The organism is Leifsonia sp. NPDC056824, assembly GCF_042789575.1.
In the GTDB taxonomy this organism is placed as follows: Bacteria; Actinomycetota; Actinomycetes; order Actinomycetales; family Microbacteriaceae; genus Leifsonia.
In genome coordinates this window covers 136,046-153,659 of the sequence record NZ_JBHUAV010000002.1, presented here as the reverse complement: position 1 = coordinate 153,659, position 17,614 = coordinate 136,046, and the positions used below count along the sequence as shown (strand labels likewise).

Below are 17,614 nucleotides of genomic sequence, written 5' to 3'. Positions count from 1 at the left end.
GGCCGCAGAAAGACGCGGGCTGAATTGTGGACAAGTCGCGTAGACGCCCGCCCTGTGGAGACAAATGGACAGGCGGTTCAGTCTCCGCCCTCGATGGACCTTCCGTCGGCGGTTCGCCGCGTCCGCTCTGCTCGGCGGTCGAGCTCGTCCTGGAGGGCGACGAAGAAGCGGTCGATCTCGCCGAGGCGCCGCGTGTAGAGCAACACGTCCGCGCCCCGCACTTTCCCGACCGCGTCGAACTCGATCCTCGTGTGCGTCGCGTCCACGGGCACGAACCGCAGCTTCGCATCGAAGAGGAACCAGCCGGACGCGAGCTGCGCGAACGGGTCGAGGAGGCTCGTCCCCTGCAGCGCCTCACGCACGAACTCCGGCACCTCGTCCGCGGGGACGGGGACCACTTCGCTCGGCATCCGGCGCGGCTGGACGGCCTTCTTCGCGTGCCTCCGCGGCTCCAGCTCGCTCATGACGTGAAGCGTAGTCCGGCGCGCTTCGGCGGTCAGTGCGCCGCGGCCTCCCAGTTCGCGCCGCGGCCGATCTGCACGTCGAGGGGGACGCGGAGGTCGGCGGCGCCGGCCATCCGGGTGCGCACGATGGCCTCGAGGGCGTCCCACTCGCCGGGGGCGACCTCGAAGATGAGCTCGTCGTGCACCTGCAGGAGCATCCGGGAGTTCAGCGAGCCGTCGATCAGGTCGCCGGCGATTCCGAGCATGGCGATCTTCATGATGTCGGCGGCCGAGCCCTGGATGGGCGCGTTGAGCGCCTGGCGCTCGGCGTTCTCGCGCAGCACGCGGTTGGTGGAGGTCAGGTCGGCGAACGGGCGGCGGCGGCCGAAGATCGTCTCGGTGTAGCCGTCGACGCGCGCGATCTCCACGACGCTGCGCAGGTAGTCGCGCACCGCGCCGAAGCGCTCGAAGTAGCCGGCCATCAGGTCCCGCGCCTCCTTCGTCTCGATGCGGAGCTGCTTGGAGAGGCCGAACGGGCTGAGGCCGTAGGCGAGGCCGTACGACATCGCCTTGACCTTGGTGCGCATGAGCGAGGTGACGTCCTCCGGCGCGACGCCGAAGACGCGTGCGCCGACGAAGCGATGCAGGTCCTCCCCCGCGTTGAATGCCTCGATGAGCCCGGGGTCCTCGGAGAGGTGCGCCATGATGCGCATCTCGATCTGCGAGTAGTCGGCGGTCAGCAGTGTCTCGTAGCCCTCGGCACTGCGGAACGCCGAGCGGATCTCGCGGCCCTCCTCGGTGCGGATCGGGATGTTCTGGAGATTCGGGTCGTTGGAGGAGATGCGGCCCGTGCTGGTGCCGGTCTGGTCGTAGGTGGTGTGGATGCGCTCGTCCCCGTTGACCGAGCGCTCCAGGGTCTCGACGATCTGCTTCAGCTTGGTCGCGTCGCGGTGCTGGAGCAGCAGGTCGAGGAACGGGTGCGGGTTGCTCTCCTGCAGGTCGGCCAGCGACTGGGCGTCGGTCGAGAAGCCGGTCTTGGTGGAGCGGGTCTTCGGCATCCCGAGCTCGTCGAACAGCACCTGCTGGAGCTGCTTGGGCGAGCCGAGGTTGAGCTCGTGGCCGACCTCGGCGTAGGCACGGGCGGCATAGTCGTTGGCCTTGTCGGTGAGCTGGCCGCGCAGGCGACGCAGCACCTCGGTGTCGATCGAGACGCCGTCGAGCTCCATCTCGGCCAGGACCGCGACCAGCGGGAGCTCGATGTCGTCGAGCACAGCGCGGGTGCCGGCGTCGAGGGCGATCATCTGGCCCTCGGCGACGCGGCGGATGTACCAGGCCTCGGTCGCCGGGCTGACGGCGTCGTTGATCGGCACGAGCTGGTTGGGGTCGGAGACCGGGAGGGTCTCGCCGAGCACCTCGTAGACCTGCTCGGCCAGCGACTGCGGAGCGGCGCCCGGCCGGACGAGCCAGGAGGCGATCCGGGTGTCGAAGGCGAGCCCGTCGACCACGAAGCCGGCGCGGGCCAGCGCCTTGTACTGCGGCTTGGCGTGGAAGAAGTACTTGGGCGCGCTGCTCGCGAGCCACTCCTCCAGCGCCGTGTAGTCGGGACGGCCGGCGGCCCACGGGACGTAGACGGTGTCGTCGGCGGCGGCCAGGCCGAAGCCGGAGATGCCCGCGGGGCCGGTCTCGAGCTGCACCGCGACCGGTGTGTCGTCGGCGGAGGCCTTGGCCAGCCAGTTGGCGAGCTCCTCGTCCACGAGGGTGCGGACGACCGGGGCGCTCACGGGCCCGACGTCACCCTCCGAGGGCGCGACGCCCCCACCGCCGGTGAACGTGCCGTCCTCGGCCGCGGCCTTCAGCAGCCGGTCGAGCAGGGTCTTGAACTGCAGGCGGGCGAAGATGTCGCGCACGGCGTTCTCGTTGAGCGGCTTGCGCTCCAGGTCGTCGGGGGCGACCTCCAGCTCCACGTCGTCCAGGAGCTTGTTGAGCCGGCGGTTGCGGAGGGCGTTCTCCTGCTGGTCGCGGAGGTTCTGGCCAACGACGCCCTTGATCTCGTCGGAGTGGGCGACGATGTTCTCGACGGTGCCGTACTGCTGTACCCACTTGACCGCGGTCTTCTCGCCGACCTTGTCGATGCCGATCAGGTTGTCGCTGGTCTCGCCGACCAGCGCCGCGATCTCCGGGTACTGGTGCGGCTCGACGCCGTAGCGCTCGCGCACGGCGGCGGGGTCGTAGATCTTGAGCTCGGAGACGCCGCGGACGTTCGGGTAGAGCAGCGTGACGTCGTCGTTGACGAGCTGGATGACGTCGCGGTCGCCGGAGACGAGGAGGACGCGGTAGCCCTGCTCCCTGCCCTGGCGGGCGAGGGTGGCGAGGATGTCGTCGGCCTCGAAGTCCTCCTTGGCGATGGTGGTGATGTTCATCGCGTGGAGTGCCTCCTGCAGCAGCGGGATCTGGCCCACGAACTCGGAGGGGGTCTCGTTGCGGGTGCCCTTGTACTCCGGGTACTCGCGCGTGCGGAACGAGTAGCGGGAGATGTCGAACGCGACCGCGAGGTGGGTCGGGCGCTGCTGCTGGAGCAGGTTGATCAGCATCGCGATGAAGCCGTGGATGCCGTTCGTGTGCTGCCCTTCACGGTTGACGAAACTGTCGACCGGCAGTGCGTAGAAGGCCCGGAATGCCAGCGAATGGCCGTCGATGACGAGAAGGGTAGGCTTTTCGGAGTCTGACACCAGGCAAGCCTACAAGGGGCCGGTGACAGTCCAGGACGACGGCCGACGAGGGCGGAGAGGCACCAGAAATGACCGAGGACGCGCTCGCGTACGTGAAGCAGCGGGGGCTCGGCGCCCTCGCCGACAAGATGGGCATCGAGATCGTGGAGTTCACGATCGAGCGGGCCGTCGCGCGGATGCCGGTGCTCGGCAACACGCAGCCCGCGGACCTGCTGCACGGCGGCGCCTACGTCGTGCTCGGCGAGTCGCTCGGGTCGATGTCGGCGAACCTCTACGCCGGCGAGGGCCGCCTCGCGGTCGGCATCGAGATCAACGCCTCGCACACCCGCGCCGCGGTCGACGGCTACGTGACCGGCGTCTGCACGCCCATCCACCTCGGCCGCACGCTGACGACGCACGAGATCGCCGTCACCGACGACCGCGGCCGCCGCTGCTCCACCATCCGCATCACGAACCTGATCAAGGACCTGTAGCGCGACGCCGCCGCGATTCGCGACGAATGTCGCGAATCCCGCCCCCTTTCGCGCGATTCGTCACGAATGTGCGAATGCCGCGCCGTTCCAGCGATTCGGCACGACTGTCGCGAATGCCGCCCCGTTTCGCGCGATTCGTCACGAATGTGCGAATGCCGCGCCGTTCCAGCGATTCGGCACGACTGTCGCAAATGCCGCGTCGTTTCGCTCGATTCGTCACGAATGTGGCGAACGCGAGGACGCGCGATTCGTGACGAATGTCGCGAAACCGGCGCCGATTCGCGCGATTCGGCACGAATGTCGCGAATGCCGCCCCGTTTCGCGCGATTCGGCACGAATCGCGGGGCGGGCGGAGGGGGCGCGGGGCGTTACTTCTTGGGGGCGAGTTGCTCGATGATCGCCTGGGCGACGTCGTGCATGGTGAGGCGGCGGTCCATCGACGCCTTCTGGATCCAGCGGAACGCGTCCGGCTCGCTGAGGCCCATCTTCTCGTTGAGGAGGCCCTTGGCGCGGTCGACCAGCTTGCGGGTCTCGAAGCGCTGCACCATGTCGGAGACCTCGGCCTCCAGCGCGATGATCTGCTGGTAGCGGGCCAGGGCGATCTCGATCGCCGGCAGCAAGTCGTTCGGGGTGAACGGCTTGACCACGTAGGCGAGGGCGCCGGCCTCGGTCGCGCGCTCCACGAGCTCCTTCTGGCTGAACGCGGTCAGCAGCACGACGGGCGCGATGTGGTTCTTGGAGAGGCGCTCGGCCGCCGAGATGCCGTCGAGCTGGGGCATCTTGACGTCCATGATGACCAGGTCGGGGCGCAGCTCGGTGGCCAGCGCGACCGCGGTCTCGCCGTCCCCGGCCTCGCCGACGACCTCGAAACCGTTGTCGCGCAGGGTCTCGACGATGTCGAGCCGGATGAGCGACTCGTCCTCCGCAACGACGACTCGGCGGGGTGCGGCGGGGGTGGTCTCCTGGTCAGTCACGGACAAAAGCCTACGGTATTGTTCAGGTGTTGTTGTGCGCCGCTGTGGCGGAATGGCAGACGCGGAGCACTCAAAATGCTTTGTCCGGAAGGGCGTGTGGGTTCGAGTCCCACCAGCGGCACAACCGAAACCGGCCCGCGCGGCGGGTCCCCTCAGCCCACCCGGCGCAGCCGGAGGGCCAGCACGGGGCACAGCGCCACCGCGTCCTCCGCGGCGTCGAGCTGGTCGCTTCTGACCGGGATGTCGGAGCGGCCGGATGCCGGCTGGCCGACCGCGAACGGGTAGCCCCACTCGTCGCGCGCGATCGTCCCCTCCAGCAGCTCAGCGCACAGCCCGCGGCCGTCGCAGCGCGTCCAGTCGACGTGGAGAGCGTGCCGCGCGGTCATCGTGCGCTCCTCAGGCAGCGGCCCTCGGCGTGGGCGTGGATGTCGCGGGCGAAGACGCGCAGCGCGCTGCGGACGAGGCGCGCTGCTCCGTCGGGATGGTGGCACGAGCCGCGTCCGTCCACCACCTCTGCGAGCCGGGCGAGCTCGGCCGCCGCCTGCGGGGCGAGCCGGCCGGCGGCGAGCTCGGCGAGCCGGTCGGCCATCGCCGGGAGGCCGAACAGGCACGGCCCGCACTGCCGGGCGGAGGCGGCGGCCAGCTCCTGGACGATCGCCGCGGTCGCCGCCAGGCCGCAGCGCTGCGGGCCGAGCACATGCACGACGCCGGCGCCCGCGGACTCCCCCGCCGCCGCGCCGGTCTCGGTCGGCGCGATCCAGCGCCCGTGGTACCCGCCGAGGAGCACGCCGGCGGCGAGCCTGGCCTCCCCTCCGGCCCGGGCGACGATGTCCACGACGGTCGCGTCGGTCGGCACCTCGAGCACGCCCTCTGCGGCGACGTCGCCGGTCACCGTGACCAGCCGGGTCCCCGGTTGCGCCGGGTCGCCGACGCTGCGGAACCAGTCGCCGCCGTAGCGGTCGACGAGCGCGAGCTGCGCGAGGGTCTCGACGTTGTGCAGCAGCGTCGGCCTCCCGTCGAGCCCGGACTCCGACAGCCGCCGCACCCGGTCGAGCGGCACGGCCCGGCCGGTCTGGAGGGCGTTCACCACGGCGCTCGCCTCGCCGGCGACGAATCCGTCCGCCGCTTCGACGAGCTCGACGCGGCCGGCGTCCGAGCGCTCGGCGACGGCGGCCGCGACCGGGGCGACGGCTGCCTCGTGGAGGTACAGGACGGTCCGCGCGGCGCCGACGGCCTCCGACGCGGTGAGGAGGCCGTCGAGGACGAGGTGCGGCGCGTTGGCGAGCAGCACGGCGTCCTTCCAGCTCCACGGCTCGCCCTCGGAGCCGTTGCCGATCACGACAGGAGCGCGTCGCCCGGTCGTCGCCGCCAGCTTGCGGAACGCGGAGAACGCGGCGCCGCCGCGGCCGGTGAGACCCGACCGCTCCAGCTCGCGTTCGAGGTCGGGCCGGCGCAGTCCGCGGCGCGGGCCGAACGCGGAGAGATGGGCGAGCGCGTCGGCCGAGCGTCCGGCCGCGAGCAGCCGCGGCGGCGTGGCGGCAGGGTCGGAGACCGGCAGGACGTTGTCGGCGGTCATGGTCATGACGGTCCCCTTCTACTGAGTTCGGCGTCCGTGCGGCGTGCGGCGGAGGTCTCCAGGAATCGGGCGGACACCCGCCAGAGCACGGCGACGAGCACGAACAGCACCGACGCCCCGGCGAGCAGCAGCATCCAGCCGGACGTGCCGTCGGTGCCGTCGCCGATCGTGTGCGCGAGCGCCACCGGCCACAGCGCGTAGCTCAGCCGGTGCACCGCCTTGAAAACGCGCAGCCCGAGCCGCCGGCGCAGCAGCGCAGTGATCGTCACCGCGATCAGGAGGTCGACGGCCACGGTGCCGAGGCCGAGCCAGAACGGCAGGTGCGCGCCGAGGAACGGCACCAGGATGTCGATGAGGGTGAGCTTCGCGTAGGAGTCGAGCAGCAGCGTCCCGATGTGGAGGACGAGGAACACGACGGCGAGCAGCGACACGTTCCGATGCAGGAGCGTGACGGAGAAGCGCGGCATCCCGGGCAGCGGGCGGCCGGAGCGGGTCACGATCCCGAGCCAGAGCGAGACGGTGAGCAGAAGGAGGGCGACGACGCCGGAGGCCCGGCCGACCGCCCAGAGGACCTCATCCATCAGTTCGCCTCCGTCCCGGTCGGCGTCAGCTCGGCGGGCCAGCTCCCGGTCGTGACGACCGAGCCGTCCCTGGCCACCAGTCGCGCGTCGGCGCCGAGGCCGCGCAGCCAGGCCGGGGCCGTCAGCCCGCGCACGACCGACGCCGTGCTCAGCGCGTTGGCGCGCACGCAGGTCGTCGCAGCGACGGTGACCGACCGCCAGACGTCGTCGGCCGGGAGCCCGAAACGCGGGTCGAGGATGTGGTGCCTGGCCTGCCCATCGCTGCGCCAGCGTCGCTTCTGCGTGCTGGAGGTGGCGACGCCCGCGCCGTTCGGGATCGCGATCTGCTGGGCCGGGTCGGACGGGAGGTCCTGGACGAGCACCTCCCAGAGCCGGTCGGTGGCGCCCGCGGTGGCGAGGTCGCCGCCGAGTGAGACCAGGGTGTCCGCCCCGGTCGCCTCCGCGATGCGGCGTGCGATGCGATCCGCCGCGTGGGCCTTCGCGGTCGCACCGAGGTCGAGCCGGAGGTCGGCGGGGAGGCTCAGCGTGCGCCCGTCGAGCGCGACACGCTCCCAGCCGGGCCGGCGCGGGCGGGTGACGGTCAGGGTGACGCCGTCGGCGGGCAGCGCCGCGAAGTCGCGGTCGTAGCCGAGGCGGTCGAGGTCGCCGCCGAGCGTCGGGTCCACGTCGCCGTCGGTGTCGGCGGCCGCGGCGAGCGCGACCGCGACGAACTCGGCCAGCAACGGGCTCAGCTCGACACCGCCGGCCGGACGGTCGCCCGCGTTGAGCCGCGAGAGCTCGCTCTCCGGCTCGAACCGGCTGGCGGCGGCCGTGACGGCGGCGAGCTCGGCGTCGGCGATCCCGCGCGCCTGCGGGAGGGCCTCCGGGTCGGAGACGACGATGCGGGCCGCGACGCCCCAGACCGCGAAGTCGTGGTGGACGAGGTCAGGAGCCGCTGGACTGCCCACTGGACCCACCGCCCTGGCTCTGCTGGATGCCGCTCCCGGAGCTGCTGGAGGAGCCGGAGTTGTCACTGCTGCTCCCGCTGCCGGAGGAGTCGGAGCTGGAGGAGCCTGAATCCGAACTGCTCGATCCCGAGCTGCTCGATCCCGAACCACTGGTTCCCGACGTGCTCGTGCCCGAGGTGCCAGCGGTCGAGGTGCCCGCGAACAGGAAGCCGGACAGTATCCCCGTCACCGCGAGGCTCGAGATGCCGATCGCGGTGGTGATCCCGACGGCCGTGCGCCGTCCCGCCGATCGAATGTCCATGTCAGGCCCTCCATCCCTTCCGATCGCCGTCTGTTGTGCGGCGTCCCGGAACTGATCACCAGCCTGCGCTCGGTTTCTTTCCGGAACCTTATTCGGGGTGGGAACGGGATATCGGGTCCCTATGAATCAGCTTTGTGCGCTCAGGGCCGCACGCCCACGACGGCCTGCGCGAACCGCCGCACACGCTCGGAGAGCCCGGCAATCTGCTCCTCGATCACGCGCGCGGAGTCGAAGCCGACGAACTGAGGAGGCGGCGTGCGCCGCACGTTCTCGGTGCACTCGAACGACGCGCACACCAGGGCACCGACGGTGTCGCCTCGCCGCCCGGCGTCCCCGGCCCTGCGCGCCGACCAGAAGTAGACGTCGCGCCGGACGTGGACGTCCTGGCACCAGCCGCACATGGTGGGCGCGTGCGAGCGCATGGAGGCCTCCGACGCGCGCAGCAGGATGCCGACCGGACCGCTCCCGGTCGGGATGACGACGTAGCCGCGCTGCGGGAGCCGGGGGTCGCGCCAGCCGAGGTACTCGCGGCGGGACCAGTCCACCTCGTGCATCCCGGGCGGCAGCGGCAGGTCGGCAGCGTCGGAGCGCGAGCAGTTCACGAACGAGTCGCGGAGCTCCTGCGGGGTCAGGGTGTCCATGTCCACCTCCTGCATCCCATGCTGGCACAGGTGCTTGACCTTGACCTCGGGGGCACGGCGTAGCCTCCCGGCATGAGCACTCTTGACAGCGTCACCGACGCCTCCTTCGCCTCCGACGTCCTGGACGCCGAGGGCACCACCCTCGTGGAGTTCTGGGCCCCCTGGTGCGGCCCCTGCCGCGCGGTCACGCCCATCCTGGAGCGCATTGCCGACGAGCACCGCGACGACCTCCGGATCGTGCGGATCAACGCCGACGAGAACCCGCGGTCGTCGGCCGAGTATCACGCGCTCTCGTTGCCGATGATGAAGGTGTTCCAGGGCGGCGAGGTGGTGAAGACCATCGTGGGCGCCAAGCCGAGGCCCGCGCTGGAATTCGAGCTCGCCCAGTACCTCTCCTGACCTCAAGTCAGGTGGTCGAACGCGCCGCTGACCCAGCCGATGTACCGCTCGGCCGACCGCTGCACGGCTGCCCGCGCGTCTACCGGGATGACGTTGCCGAGGTTCCCGTACATCCGCTCGAACGGCCGGTCGCAGACCAGGTCGGCGACGCGCCGCACCACCGAGGCCGAGAGCGGGATGTCGTTGGGGAAGCTCCGCTGGAACGTCACCCACTTCTGCGACGGCCCGGGGAAGATCGTGTCGCCGCTGAGCACGACCCCGCGGTCCCAGTGCACGATCGCGCTGCCGGGGAAGTGCCCGCCGACCGTGCGCAGCAGCACGCCGGGCAGCACCTCCTCCTCGCCGCTCCACTCCCGGATGGCCGGGTCCTCGCGCTGCACCCAGTGCCGGTCGGCCGCGTTGACCAGCACCGGCACGCCGCCGAGCAGCCGCGACCAGGAGGTCTGCGCACCGAACATGTGCGGGTGACTGGAGGCGATGACGGCGGCGCCGCCGAGGTCCTGGACGGCCGTGGCGGTGGCGTCGTCGACGTACCCGGTGGGGTCCCAGAGCAGGTTTCCGTCCGGCGTGCACAGCAGCAGGGCGCGCTGCCCGATGCCGACCCTCGGCTCGCTGCTCAGCCCGTAGAGCCCCGGCTCCAGCTCTGTGACGGTCACGCGCTCGCCCTCGCGCTGGAGGCGTTGCAGGGTGGTCCAACGCTGGCCGGTCGGCGGGACGTACTGCCGCTCGTCCTCGCAGATCGGGCAGGAGGCCGGCGGCTCCTCCCCCGCGTCCGTCACGATCGGGGTCGTCTCCACCGCGCATGTCGCGCACAACCAGTCGGCCATGCGGGTCACGTTACCCGGCGCCGGCGCCGCCGTCAGGGTCTGGTCACGCGGCGCGGAGCGCAATACCCTGTGCCGCATGGCGAATCAACCGGTGATCTTCATCCACGGCCTCTGGCTCCACGCGAGCAGCTGGCAGCCCTGGATCGACCTCTTCACGGCGGAGGGCTACGCCCCCGTCGCACCCCCGTGGCCCGGCGAGAAGGACACCGTGGCCGACACCCGCGCGAACCCGGACGACGTGGCCAACTTCGGCATCGACGAGGTCACGGCGCACTTCGCGAAGATCATCGAGGCGATGGACGTCCCTCCGGTCATCATCGGCCACTCGTTCGGCGGCCTCGTCACTGAGAAACTGCTCGGGCAGGGCTACGGCAATGCGGGCGTCGCGATCGACCCCGCTCAGATCAAGGGCGTGCTGCCGCTGCCGTTCCGGCAGCTGAAGGCGTCGTTCCCCGTGCTGGACAACCCGGCCAACATCCACAAGCCGATCGCCCTCACCGAGGAGCAGTTCAAATTCGGCTTCGCGAACCAGCTGACGGACGAGGAGGCAAAGGAGCTATACGACCGCTGGACCGTGCCGTCGACCGTCCGCCCGATCTTCCAGGCCGCGGCGGCCAACTTCAGTCTGCACTCGCAGGCCGCTGTCGACACGAAGAACGAGGACCGCGGACCGCTGCTCCTCATCGCGGGCGGCGAGGACAACACGGTCCCGGAGGTGACGGTGGACGCGACGCTCAAGCAGTACCGCGACTCCAACGCCGTGACCGAGCTGATCACGTTCCGCGACCGCGGCCACTCTCTGGTGATCGACCACGGCTGGCGGGACGTCGCGACCGAGATCCTGGTCTGGCTCGGGCAGCAGGGGCTGGAGGACTGAGCCGGCCCGGAATACCGCGCCGGCCGGACGGCTTGCCCTCACTGTGAAACGCATCGGCTTCCTCAGCTTCGGCCACTACCAGGCCGTCCCGGGCTCCGTCGTGCGGACGGCGGCCGACGCCCTCCTGCAGACGGTGGAGCTCGCGGTCGCCGCGGAGGAGGTGGGGGCCGACGGCGCGTTCGTCCGGGTGCACCACTTCGCCCCGCAGCTCGCCTCGCCGTTCCCGCTGCTCGCCGCGATCGGCGCGCGCACGTCGCGCATCGAGATCGGCACCGGCGTCATCGACATGCGGTACGAACATCCGCTGTACATGGCCGAGTCGGCCGCGGCCGCCGACCTGATCAGCGGCGAACGCCTCCAGCTCGGTGTCAGCCGCGGGTCACCCGAGACCGCGCTCGCCGGCTACGAGTCGTTCGGCTACGTGCCGGGCGAGGGCGAGTCCGACGCCGACATGGCCCGGCGGCACACCGCGATCTTCCGCGCCGCCATTGCGGGCGAGGCGATGGCGAACGCCGACCCGCGGATGACCGGCACCAGCGGCGGCCTCTCCATCCAGCCGCTCTCTCCGACCCTCCCCGACCGGATCTGGTGGGGAGCGGGCACCCGGGCGACCGCCGAGTGGACGGCCGAGCAGGGGATGAACCTGATGTCGTCCACACTGCTCACCGAGGACACCGGCGAGGCGTTCGACAAGCTCCAGGCCGAGCAGATCCAGCGCTACCGCGACACCTGGGCCGAGATGGGCTGGGAGCGCGAGCCGCGCGTGAGCGTCAGCCGCAGCGTCATCCCGATCGTCGACGACGAGTCCCGCCGTTACTTCGGCGCGCGGGCGCAGGTGGAGGGCCGCGACCAGGTCGGGCACCTCGACGGCGGGATCGCGCGCTTCGGCCGCTCCTACATCGGCGAGCCGGAGAAGCTGGTCGCCGAGCTGGCGCAGGACGAGGCGGTGCGGATGGCCGACACGGTGCTCGTGACCGTGCCGAACCAGCTGGGGGTGGACTTCAACGCGCGGCTGCTGGAGGCCGTGGTCGGCGTCGGGCGCGAGCTGGGGTGGCGCGACTGAGTTCCGTGCCCGCGCCCGTGTACCCCGAATGCGGCCCTGTGCGATATTCGTGCACATGAGAGGATCGCAATGCGGTACACCCGAATTCCGCAGCACAGGCCGTGACGACATCGTCCGGTCCCATGGAAGGGGTGTGCTTTGCGAACTCGACGATCGGGTGCTGGACTCATCGCGGCCGGGCTGGCGCTCGCCCTCGGCTCGGTCGGGATCAGCGCATCCGGGCTCGCCGCTGAGCCGGCGAAGGCCGTGACGCTGACCGACGCGTCCACGCCGTCCGCCATCACCGGCATGTGGGCGTGGGGCAACCCGATCGACCCGTCCGTGGATGCGCGCGGCGACGGCCAGCCGGCGTTCGAACCGAAGGCGCTGGCCGCGTTCGCCTCCGCGCACAAGCTGCGGACCGTCTACCTCTCCGTGCCGTGGGCGGCCGACCAGGGGCCGTTCGGCCCGTGGCTGCGCTCGGCGGTCACCGCACTGCACCGCGCGGGCGTGACCACGGTCGGCGCGCTCGGCGGCGACCCGGCGTGGGCGCAGCAGCCCGACCTCGCCGCCACCTGGACCACCGCGGCGCTGAAGGCGGCGCCGTTCGACGCGGTGCAGTTCGACGTCGAGCCGTGGGTGAACGCCACCGACGACCAGCTCCCCGGCATTGTCGACCAGCTCGCGACCATGTATGACACCGCCAAGAGCGCCGCCGGGTCCGTCCCGGTGGGCGCCGACTTGCCCTGGTGGCTGGAGGCCAAGCCGACGGCGGACGGCAGCAGCACGCTGTTCCGCACGCTGCTCCCCCATGTGAAGTCGGTCGCCATCGTCGCGTTCTCCGACCACGCCGCCGGCGACGACGGCATCGTCGCGCTGGCCCGGCCGGCCGCGACGGCCGCGGCGAGCGCCCGGGTGCCGTTCAGCGTCGGCGTCGAGACGGACACGCCGGACGTGGCCGGAGGCTCGTCCGCGACGTTCGGGGACGACTCGGCGAGCGTGCTCGAGTCGCAGACGGCGCAGGTGCGGACGGCGTTCAGCGGCCTCCCGGGCTACAAGGGCGTCACCGTCGAGCACCTGCTCGCCTGGCAGGCGCTGATCGCTCGCGGCTGACGCGCGCTCAGGCCGGGTCGGCCGCCGCGTAGAGTGCGGCGATGTCGAGCTTGCCCATCGTGAGCATCGCGGCGTTCGCGCGTCCTGCACGCTCGCGGTCGGGGTCCTGCTGCAACTCCAGCAGCGCGCGGCACGATCTGCCAGCTCAGCCCCCAGCGGTCCTTCAGCCAGCCGCACGGTCCCGGCTCACCGCCGTCCGCCGTGAGGCCGTCCCAGAGCCGGTCGACCTCCGCCTGGTCCTCGCAGACGACCATGATGGAGGCCGCCTCGGTGAAGGAGTACAGCGGGCCGCCGTCGAGCGCCACGTACTCGATCCCGCCCAGCTCGAAGGTGACGAGGACGGTGCTGCCGTCCTCGCCGAGCCGGTCGACGCGGAGGATGCGGGAGTCCGGGACGAGCGAGGCGTAGTACTCGGTCGCCGCCTCGGCCTGGCCGTCGTACCAGAGGAACGTTCTGACCGTCTGCATGCGGGTCATGCTACGCGCGGGCGGTAGCGTAGCGGGATGGGCTACTCCAGTTTCATCGCGATCGGCGACAGCTTCACGGAGGGGGTCGGCGACGACCTCCCGGACGGCCGGCAGCGCGGCTGGGCGGACTTCGTCGCCCTCGGGCTGGCGCTCGCCTCGCCCGAGCCGGTGAGCTACGCGAACCTGGCGATCCGCGGCCGGAAGCTCACCCCGATCCTCACCGAGCAGCTCGGTCCGGCCATCGCCCAGCGTCCGGAGCTCGTGAGCCTCAACGGCGGCGGCAACGACATCATGCGCCCGCGCGTCACGATCGCATCGGTGGCGGCCCAGCTCATGGACGCCGCCGACCGGGTGACGGCCTCCGGCAGCACGATGCTGCTGCTGAGCGGGGCCAACCCGAGCCGGCACCTCCCGATGGGCGGGCTGCTGCGCAAGCGCGGCGACGAGCTGGCCGTCGCGGTGCGGGCGCTGCTGCCGCGCGACGGCGTGCTCTTCGTCGACAACTGGGCCGACGAGTCTCTGGAGGACATCCGCTACTGGTCGGCGGACCGCCTGCACCTCAACGCGCTCGGTCACGCGAAGGTCGCGAGCAACGTGCTGACGGCGCTCGGGGTGCCGGTGCCGGCCGAGTGGGGCGTGGACGAGGTGGAGACCGCCGCAGCCGGCGAGCCCTCCCGGCGCACCGCCGACTACTACCGCCGGTACGTGCTGCCGTGGATCGGCCGCCGCCTCACCGGGCGCTCGTCCGGCGACGGCCGCGTCGCCAAGATCGCCCACCTCACCGTCGTCGACCCCACCTCCGCCCACCCCCTCTAGCCTCCGTCGAGGGGCACGTAAACGCCCCTAAAACGCACTCTTAGGGGCGTTTACGTGCCCTTCGGCGGGATGTGGGCCGGGCGTCAGTCGTTGTCGCCGCCGGTGGTGTCGATGCGGGACGTGCGGGAGGTGCCACCCCAGCGCCACTCCGCGACGGCGGGGATGTCCTCCCCGTGGTCGCGCGTGTACTGCCGCGCGTGCAGGCGCGCGTCCACCATCTCCTGACGGAAACCCGCCTCCCGCGCCGCCAGTCCCGGCACCCGGTCGAGCACGTCGATGACCAGGTGGTAGCGGTCGAGGTCGTTGAGCATCACCATGTCGAACGGCGTGGTCGTCGTGCCCTCCTCCTTGTAGCCGCGGACGTGGAGGTTGTCGTGGCCGGCCCGGCGGTAGGTGAGGCGGTGGATCAGCCACGGGTAGCCGTGGTAGGCGAAGATCACCGGCTTGTCCGTCGTGAACAGCGCGTCGTACTCGCGGTCGCTCAGCCCGTGCGGGTGCTCGCCCTCGCTCTGCAGGCGCATCAAGTCCACGACGTTCACGACCCGCACCGCCAGGTCGGGCAGCCGGCGGCGCAGGATGTCGGCCGCGGCCAGTACCTCCAGCGTCGGGATGTCCCCTGCGCAGCCCAGCACCACGTCCGGCTCCTCGCCCTCCCGCTCGGTCCCCGCCCAGTCGAAGACGCCGATGCCGCGCGTGCAGTGCGCGATCGCATCCGGCATGCTCAGCCAGTTGGGCGACGGCTGCTTGCCCGCCACCACCACGTTCACGTAGTCGACCGAGCGGAGGCAGTGGTCGTACGTCGACAGCAGCGTGTTCGCGTCGAACGGCAGGTAGACGCGGACGATGTCGGCCTTCTTGTTCATCACATGGTCGATGAAGCCGGGGTCCTGGTGGGAGGCGCCGTTGTGGTCCTGCCGCCACACATGCGAGCTGAGCAGGTAGTTGAGCGAGGCGATCGGCCGTCGCCACGGGATGGCGCGCGAACCCTTCAGCCACTTGGCGTGCTGGTTGAACATCGAGTCCACGATGTGGATGAACGCCTCGTAGGAGGTCAGCACGCCGTGGCGGCCGGTCAGCAGGTAGCCCTCGAGCCAGCCCTGGCACTGGTGCTCGCTCAGCACCTCCATCACGCGGCCGGTCGGCGCGAGGTGGTTGTCGGAGTCGATGGGCAGGTACTCGGCGTTCCACTGCTTGCCGTGACCTCGTAGACGTCCTGGAGGCGGTTGGAGGCCGTCTCGTCCGGCCCGAACAGCCGGAAGTCCTCCGGGTTCTCCGCCATCACGTCGCGCAGCCAGCCGCCGAGCACTTTCGTGGCCTCGGCGACGGTCTCCCCCGGTGCGGGCACGTCGACGGCGTAGTCGCGGAAGTCGGGCAGCCGCAGGTCCTGGCGCAGCAGGCCGCCGTTCGCGACCGGGTTGGCGCTCATCCGGCGCTCGCCCTCCGGCGCGTGCGACGCGATCAGCGGGACGGGCGCGCCGGACTCGTCGAACAGCTCCTCCGGGCGGTAGGACAGCAGCCAGTCCTCCAGCAGGCGGGTGTGCGCCTCGGTGTCGCGGGCGTCGGCGAGCGGGACCTGGTGCGAGCGCCAGTTGTCCTCCGCCGGGTGGCCGTCGATCACTTTCGGGCACGTCCAGCCCTTGGGCGTGCGGAGGATGAGCATCGGCCAGGCGGGCCGGTCGATCAGGTCCCCGGACTCCGCCGTCGCCTTGATCTCGGCGATCCGATCGAGGATCTCGTCCAGCGTCGCCGCCATCCGCTTGTGCACCTCGCGGGGGTCCTCGCCGTCGAACCCGCCGGAGACCAGGTAGGGCGTGTAGCCGTAGCCGCGCATGAGTTCCAGCAGCTCGGCCTCGGGGATGCGCGCCAGCACGGTCGGGTTGGCGATCTTGTAGCCGTTGAGGTGCAGGATCGGGAGGACGACGCCGTCCGCCTTCGGGTTGAGGAACTTGTTGGAGTGCCAGGCCGTCGCCAGCGGCCCGGTCTCGGCCTCCCCGTCGCCGACCACCGCCGCGACGAGCAGCTTCGGGTTGTCGAACGCCGCCCCATAGGCGTGCGAGAGGGAGTAGCCGAGCTCGCCGCCCTCGTGGATGCTGCCCGGCGTCTCCGGGGCCGCGTGCGACGGGATGCCGCCGGGGAACGAGAACTGCCGGAACAGCTTCCGCAGCCCGTCCTCGCTGCGGTCGATGCCGCTGTAGACCTCGCTGTAGGTGCCGTCCAGGTACGCGCCGGCCACCACGCCGGGGCCGCCGTGGCCGGGGCCGGCGACGAAGATCGTGTCGAGGTCGCGCTGCCGGATCGCGCGGTTCAGGTGCGCGTAGAGGAAGTTGAGGCCGGGGGTCGTCCCCCAGTGCCCGAGCAGCCGCGGCTTGATGTCGTCGCGCGAGAGCGGCCGCCGCAGCAGCGGGTTGTCGAGGAGGTAGATCTGGCCGACGGAGAGATAGTTGGCGGCGCGCCACCAGGCGTCGAGCTGATCGAGGTCGGATTCGGAGAGGGCGGATGCTGACGCGTTCGAGGAGTCGCTCACGCGGGAATCCTACGAGCGGTCCGCTCCGAATAACAGGTGTGCAAACCTCCCTCATCGACACCGCCCTCGGACCCGTGACCGTGCGTCACACGCGGGTCGTCTCGGGGACGGCCACGATCCTGCTGCACGGAGCAGCCGGATCATGGACCACCTGGCTGCCCGCGATCGAGGCGGCGGGCGGAGCGGAGGCGACCGACGATCTCGTGGTTCCCGACCTCCCCGGCTGGGGCGACTCGCCCGCTGTGACAGCCGAGCTGAGCCCGGAGTCGCTCGCCCGGGCCGTCGCGACGGTCGCCCGGGCGCTCGGCTACCGCCGCTGGCGGGTGGTCGGTCACTCGATGGGCGGCTTCATCGCGCTGGAGCTGGCGGTCCTGGAGCCGGCGGCGACGGTCTCGGTGCTGTTGGTGTCCGCGACGACGCTGGGCGGCCGCGGCGACCGGCTGGGACGCGGCGGGCTGACGGGCGCGGCGCCGTCGCTCGCCCTCATGCTCGCCGGGATGCGGCTGCTCGCGGCCGCTGGCGCGGCGGCGGCCCCGTTCGTTCGCTGGCTGGACCGGCGCCGGCTGCTCGGGCTGCTGCTGGCGCCGCTGTTCGCCGGGCGGCAGCCGGGGGCGGTGCACGAGCTCGCCAGGGACCTCCGGCCGGCGGCGTTCGTCCGCGCGGTCGAGTGCCTGCGACGGTATCCGGCCGCGGAACGCTGGTCGAGGATCGCGTGCCCGGTCATGGCCGTGCACGGCGACCACGACCTGTTCTCACCCGCGGACGACGATGCGCGGCTCGCCGGCATCATCCCGCGGTTCGCGACCCTCACCCTCCCGGCGACCGGCCATTTCGGCCACGTCGAGCGTCCGGGAGTCCTCGCCGGTGTCCTCCGCTCGCGCTAG

The 17,614-nt window shown here is 71.5% G+C and carries 18 protein-coding genes, 1 tRNA gene and 1 pseudogene; 9 read left to right on the top strand and 11 right to left on the bottom strand.

Going from position 1 to position 17,614, the window contains the following annotated elements:
• Nucleotides 1-77: 77 nt before the first annotated feature.
• Together ACFRFH_RS10135 and polA are read right to left on the bottom strand one after the other, a co-directional pair.
• Nucleotides 78-464: a hypothetical protein gene (locus ACFRFH_RS10135; RefSeq protein ID WP_382462887.1), complete on the bottom strand. Its 387-nt coding sequence runs from the start codon at nucleotides 462-464 to the stop codon at nucleotides 78-80.
• Between the two features lie 32 nt (nucleotides 465-496).
• Nucleotides 497-3,172 carry a DNA polymerase I gene (gene polA / locus ACFRFH_RS10130; protein ID WP_382462886.1) on the bottom strand — a complete coding sequence of 892 codons (2,676 nt, stop codon included), beginning with the start codon at nucleotides 3,170-3,172 and terminating at the stop codon, nucleotides 497-499.
• Between the two features lie 68 nt (nucleotides 3,173-3,240).
• On the opposite strand from polA, the gene ACFRFH_RS10125 reads away from it, so the two are divergent.
• Nucleotides 3,241-3,645 carry a hotdog fold thioesterase gene (locus ACFRFH_RS10125; protein ID WP_382460935.1) on the top strand — a complete coding sequence of 135 codons (405 nt, stop codon included), beginning with the start codon at nucleotides 3,241-3,243 and terminating at the stop codon, nucleotides 3,643-3,645.
• 368 nt (nucleotides 3,646-4,013) lie between these two features.
• Here ACFRFH_RS10125 and ACFRFH_RS10120 read toward each other — a convergent pair whose 3' ends face one another.
• Nucleotides 4,014-4,619, bottom strand: a complete 606-nt coding sequence (locus ACFRFH_RS10120) for an ANTAR domain-containing response regulator (RefSeq protein ID WP_370053648.1) — start codon at nucleotides 4,617-4,619, stop codon at nucleotides 4,014-4,016.
• 38 nt (nucleotides 4,620-4,657) lie between these two features.
• Between ACFRFH_RS10120 and ACFRFH_RS10115 the strand changes: the two genes are divergently transcribed.
• Nucleotides 4,658-4,740 (top strand) — tRNA-Leu (locus ACFRFH_RS10115).
• A 31-nt stretch (nucleotides 4,741-4,771) separates the two neighbouring features.
• Here the strand turns inward: ACFRFH_RS10115 and ACFRFH_RS10110 are convergent.
• The 4 genes from ACFRFH_RS10110 to ACFRFH_RS10095 are packed head-to-tail and all read right to left on the bottom strand — an operon-like array spanning nucleotide 4,772 to nucleotide 7,723.
• Nucleotides 4,772-5,005 (bottom strand): ferredoxin, encoded by a 234-nt coding sequence (locus ACFRFH_RS10110; RefSeq protein ID WP_382462885.1) that lies wholly within the window; start codon nucleotides 5,003-5,005, stop codon nucleotides 4,772-4,774.
• The gene (locus tag ACFRFH_RS10105; RefSeq protein ID WP_382462884.1) at nucleotides 5,002-6,201 is read right to left on the bottom strand and encodes an NADH-ubiquinone oxidoreductase-F iron-sulfur binding region domain-containing protein; all 1,200 of its coding nucleotides are present in this window, start codon (nucleotides 6,199-6,201) and stop codon (nucleotides 5,002-5,004) included. The genes ACFRFH_RS10110 and ACFRFH_RS10105 overlap by 4 nt, the downstream gene beginning before the upstream one ends.
• Complete coding sequence (locus ACFRFH_RS10100; RefSeq protein WP_382462883.1) at nucleotides 6,198-6,776, bottom strand: ferric reductase-like transmembrane domain-containing protein; 579 nt, start codon at nucleotides 6,774-6,776, stop codon at nucleotides 6,198-6,200. Before ACFRFH_RS10100 ends, ACFRFH_RS10105 begins: the two co-directional genes overlap by 4 nt.
• Nucleotides 6,776-7,723: an FAD:protein FMN transferase gene (locus ACFRFH_RS10095; RefSeq protein ID WP_382462882.1), complete on the bottom strand. Its 948-nt coding sequence runs from the start codon at nucleotides 7,721-7,723 to the stop codon at nucleotides 6,776-6,778. Before ACFRFH_RS10095 ends, ACFRFH_RS10100 begins: the two co-directional genes overlap by 1 nt.
• A gap of 59 nt (nucleotides 7,724-7,782) precedes the next feature.
• On the opposite strand from ACFRFH_RS10095, the gene ACFRFH_RS10090 reads away from it, so the two are divergent.
• Nucleotides 7,783-8,079, top strand: coding sequence for a hypothetical protein (locus ACFRFH_RS10090; protein ID WP_382462881.1), 297 nt, complete (start codon nucleotides 7,783-7,785; stop codon nucleotides 8,077-8,079).
• An 85-nt stretch (nucleotides 8,080-8,164) separates the two neighbouring features.
• On the opposite strand, the gene ACFRFH_RS10085 is transcribed toward ACFRFH_RS10090, so the two are convergent.
• A complete protein-coding gene (locus ACFRFH_RS10085) occupies nucleotides 8,165-8,665 on the bottom strand; it encodes an FBP domain-containing protein (RefSeq protein WP_382462880.1) in 501 nt (166 codons plus the stop codon).
• Between the two features lie 72 nt (nucleotides 8,666-8,737).
• On the opposite strand from ACFRFH_RS10085, the gene ACFRFH_RS10080 reads away from it, so the two are divergent.
• Nucleotides 8,738-9,064, top strand: a complete 327-nt coding sequence (locus tag ACFRFH_RS10080; protein ID WP_382462879.1) for a thioredoxin family protein — start codon at nucleotides 8,738-8,740, stop codon at nucleotides 9,062-9,064.
• Nucleotides 9,065-9,066: 2 nt separating this feature from the next.
• On the opposite strand, the gene ACFRFH_RS10075 is transcribed toward ACFRFH_RS10080, so the two are convergent.
• The gene (locus ACFRFH_RS10075; protein WP_382462878.1) at nucleotides 9,067-9,891 is read right to left on the bottom strand and encodes a hydrolase; all 825 of its coding nucleotides are present in this window, start codon (nucleotides 9,889-9,891) and stop codon (nucleotides 9,067-9,069) included.
• A 76-nt stretch (nucleotides 9,892-9,967) separates the two neighbouring features.
• Here ACFRFH_RS10075 and ACFRFH_RS10070 point away from each other — a divergent pair, with 76 nt between their 5' ends.
• The 3 genes from ACFRFH_RS10070 (at nucleotide 9,968) to ACFRFH_RS10060 (ending at nucleotide 12,923) form a co-directional block, all read left to right on the top strand.
• The gene (locus tag ACFRFH_RS10070) at nucleotides 9,968-10,768 is read left to right on the top strand and encodes an alpha/beta hydrolase (protein ID WP_382462877.1); all 801 of its coding nucleotides are present in this window, start codon (nucleotides 9,968-9,970) and stop codon (nucleotides 10,766-10,768) included.
• Between the two features lie 43 nt (nucleotides 10,769-10,811).
• Entirely contained in the window at nucleotides 10,812-11,831 is a 1,020-nt protein-coding gene (locus tag ACFRFH_RS10065; RefSeq protein ID WP_382462876.1) for an LLM class flavin-dependent oxidoreductase, read from the top strand.
• Between the two features lie 138 nt (nucleotides 11,832-11,969).
• Nucleotides 11,970-12,923, top strand: coding sequence for a hypothetical protein (locus ACFRFH_RS10060; protein ID WP_382462875.1), 954 nt, complete (start codon nucleotides 11,970-11,972; stop codon nucleotides 12,921-12,923).
• On the opposite strand, the gene ACFRFH_RS10055 is transcribed toward ACFRFH_RS10060, so the two are convergent.
• Nucleotides 12,863-13,390, bottom strand: a complete 528-nt coding sequence (locus ACFRFH_RS10055) for a VOC family protein (protein ID WP_382462874.1) — start codon at nucleotides 13,388-13,390, stop codon at nucleotides 12,863-12,865. The two genes, ACFRFH_RS10060 and ACFRFH_RS10055, sit on opposite strands and share 61 nt — an antisense overlap.
• Nucleotides 13,391-13,426: 36 nt before the next feature.
• Between ACFRFH_RS10055 and ACFRFH_RS10050 the strand changes: the two genes are divergently transcribed.
• Nucleotides 13,427-14,206 (top strand): SGNH/GDSL hydrolase family protein, encoded by a 780-nt coding sequence (locus ACFRFH_RS10050; RefSeq protein WP_382462873.1) that lies wholly within the window; start codon nucleotides 13,427-13,429, stop codon nucleotides 14,204-14,206.
• A gap of 83 nt (nucleotides 14,207-14,289) precedes the next feature.
• On the opposite strand, the pseudogene ACFRFH_RS10045 reads toward ACFRFH_RS10050, so the two are convergent.
• Nucleotides 14,290-16,730 (bottom strand): annotated as a pseudogene (locus tag ACFRFH_RS10045) (phosphoketolase).
• A gap of 38 nt (nucleotides 16,731-16,768) precedes the next feature.
• On the opposite strand from ACFRFH_RS10045, the gene ACFRFH_RS10040 reads away from it, so the two are divergent.
• Complete coding sequence (locus ACFRFH_RS10040) at nucleotides 16,769-17,614, top strand: alpha/beta fold hydrolase (protein WP_382462872.1); 846 nt, start codon at nucleotides 16,769-16,771, stop codon at nucleotides 17,612-17,614.

Coding starts and splice junctions, on each gene's coding strand:
- ACFRFH_RS10075 (WP_382462878.1), bottom strand. CDS start 9,891: ATGGCCGACTGGTTGTGCGCGACATGCGCGGTGGAGACGACCCCGATC.
- ACFRFH_RS10100 (WP_382462883.1), bottom strand. CDS start 6,776: ATGGATGAGGTCCTCTGGGCGGTCGGCCGGGCCTCCGGCGTCGTCGCC.
- ACFRFH_RS10085 (WP_382462880.1), bottom strand. CDS start 8,665: ATGGACACCCTGACCCCGCAGGAGCTCCGCGACTCGTTCGTGAACTGC.
- ACFRFH_RS10050 (WP_382462873.1), top strand. CDS start 13,427: ATGGGCTACTCCAGTTTCATCGCGATCGGCGACAGCTTCACGGAGGGG.
- ACFRFH_RS10110 (WP_382462885.1), bottom strand. CDS start 5,005: ATGACCGCGCGGCACGCTCTCCACGTCGACTGGACGCGCTGCGACGGC.
- ACFRFH_RS10125 (WP_382460935.1), top strand. CDS start 3,241: ATGACCGAGGACGCGCTCGCGTACGTGAAGCAGCGGGGGCTCGGCGCC.
- ACFRFH_RS10105 (WP_382462884.1), bottom strand. CDS start 6,201: ATGACCATGACCGCCGACAACGTCCTGCCGGTCTCCGACCCTGCCGCC.
- ACFRFH_RS10070 (WP_382462877.1), top strand. CDS start 9,968: ATGGCGAATCAACCGGTGATCTTCATCCACGGCCTCTGGCTCCACGCG.
- ACFRFH_RS10135 (WP_382462887.1), bottom strand. CDS start 464: ATGAGCGAGCTGGAGCCGCGGAGGCACGCGAAGAAGGCCGTCCAGCCG.
- ACFRFH_RS10055 (WP_382462874.1), bottom strand. CDS start 13,390: ATGCAGACGGTCAGAACGTTCCTCTGGTACGACGGCCAGGCCGAGGCG.
- ACFRFH_RS10080 (WP_382462879.1), top strand. CDS start 8,738: ATGAGCACTCTTGACAGCGTCACCGACGCCTCCTTCGCCTCCGACGTC.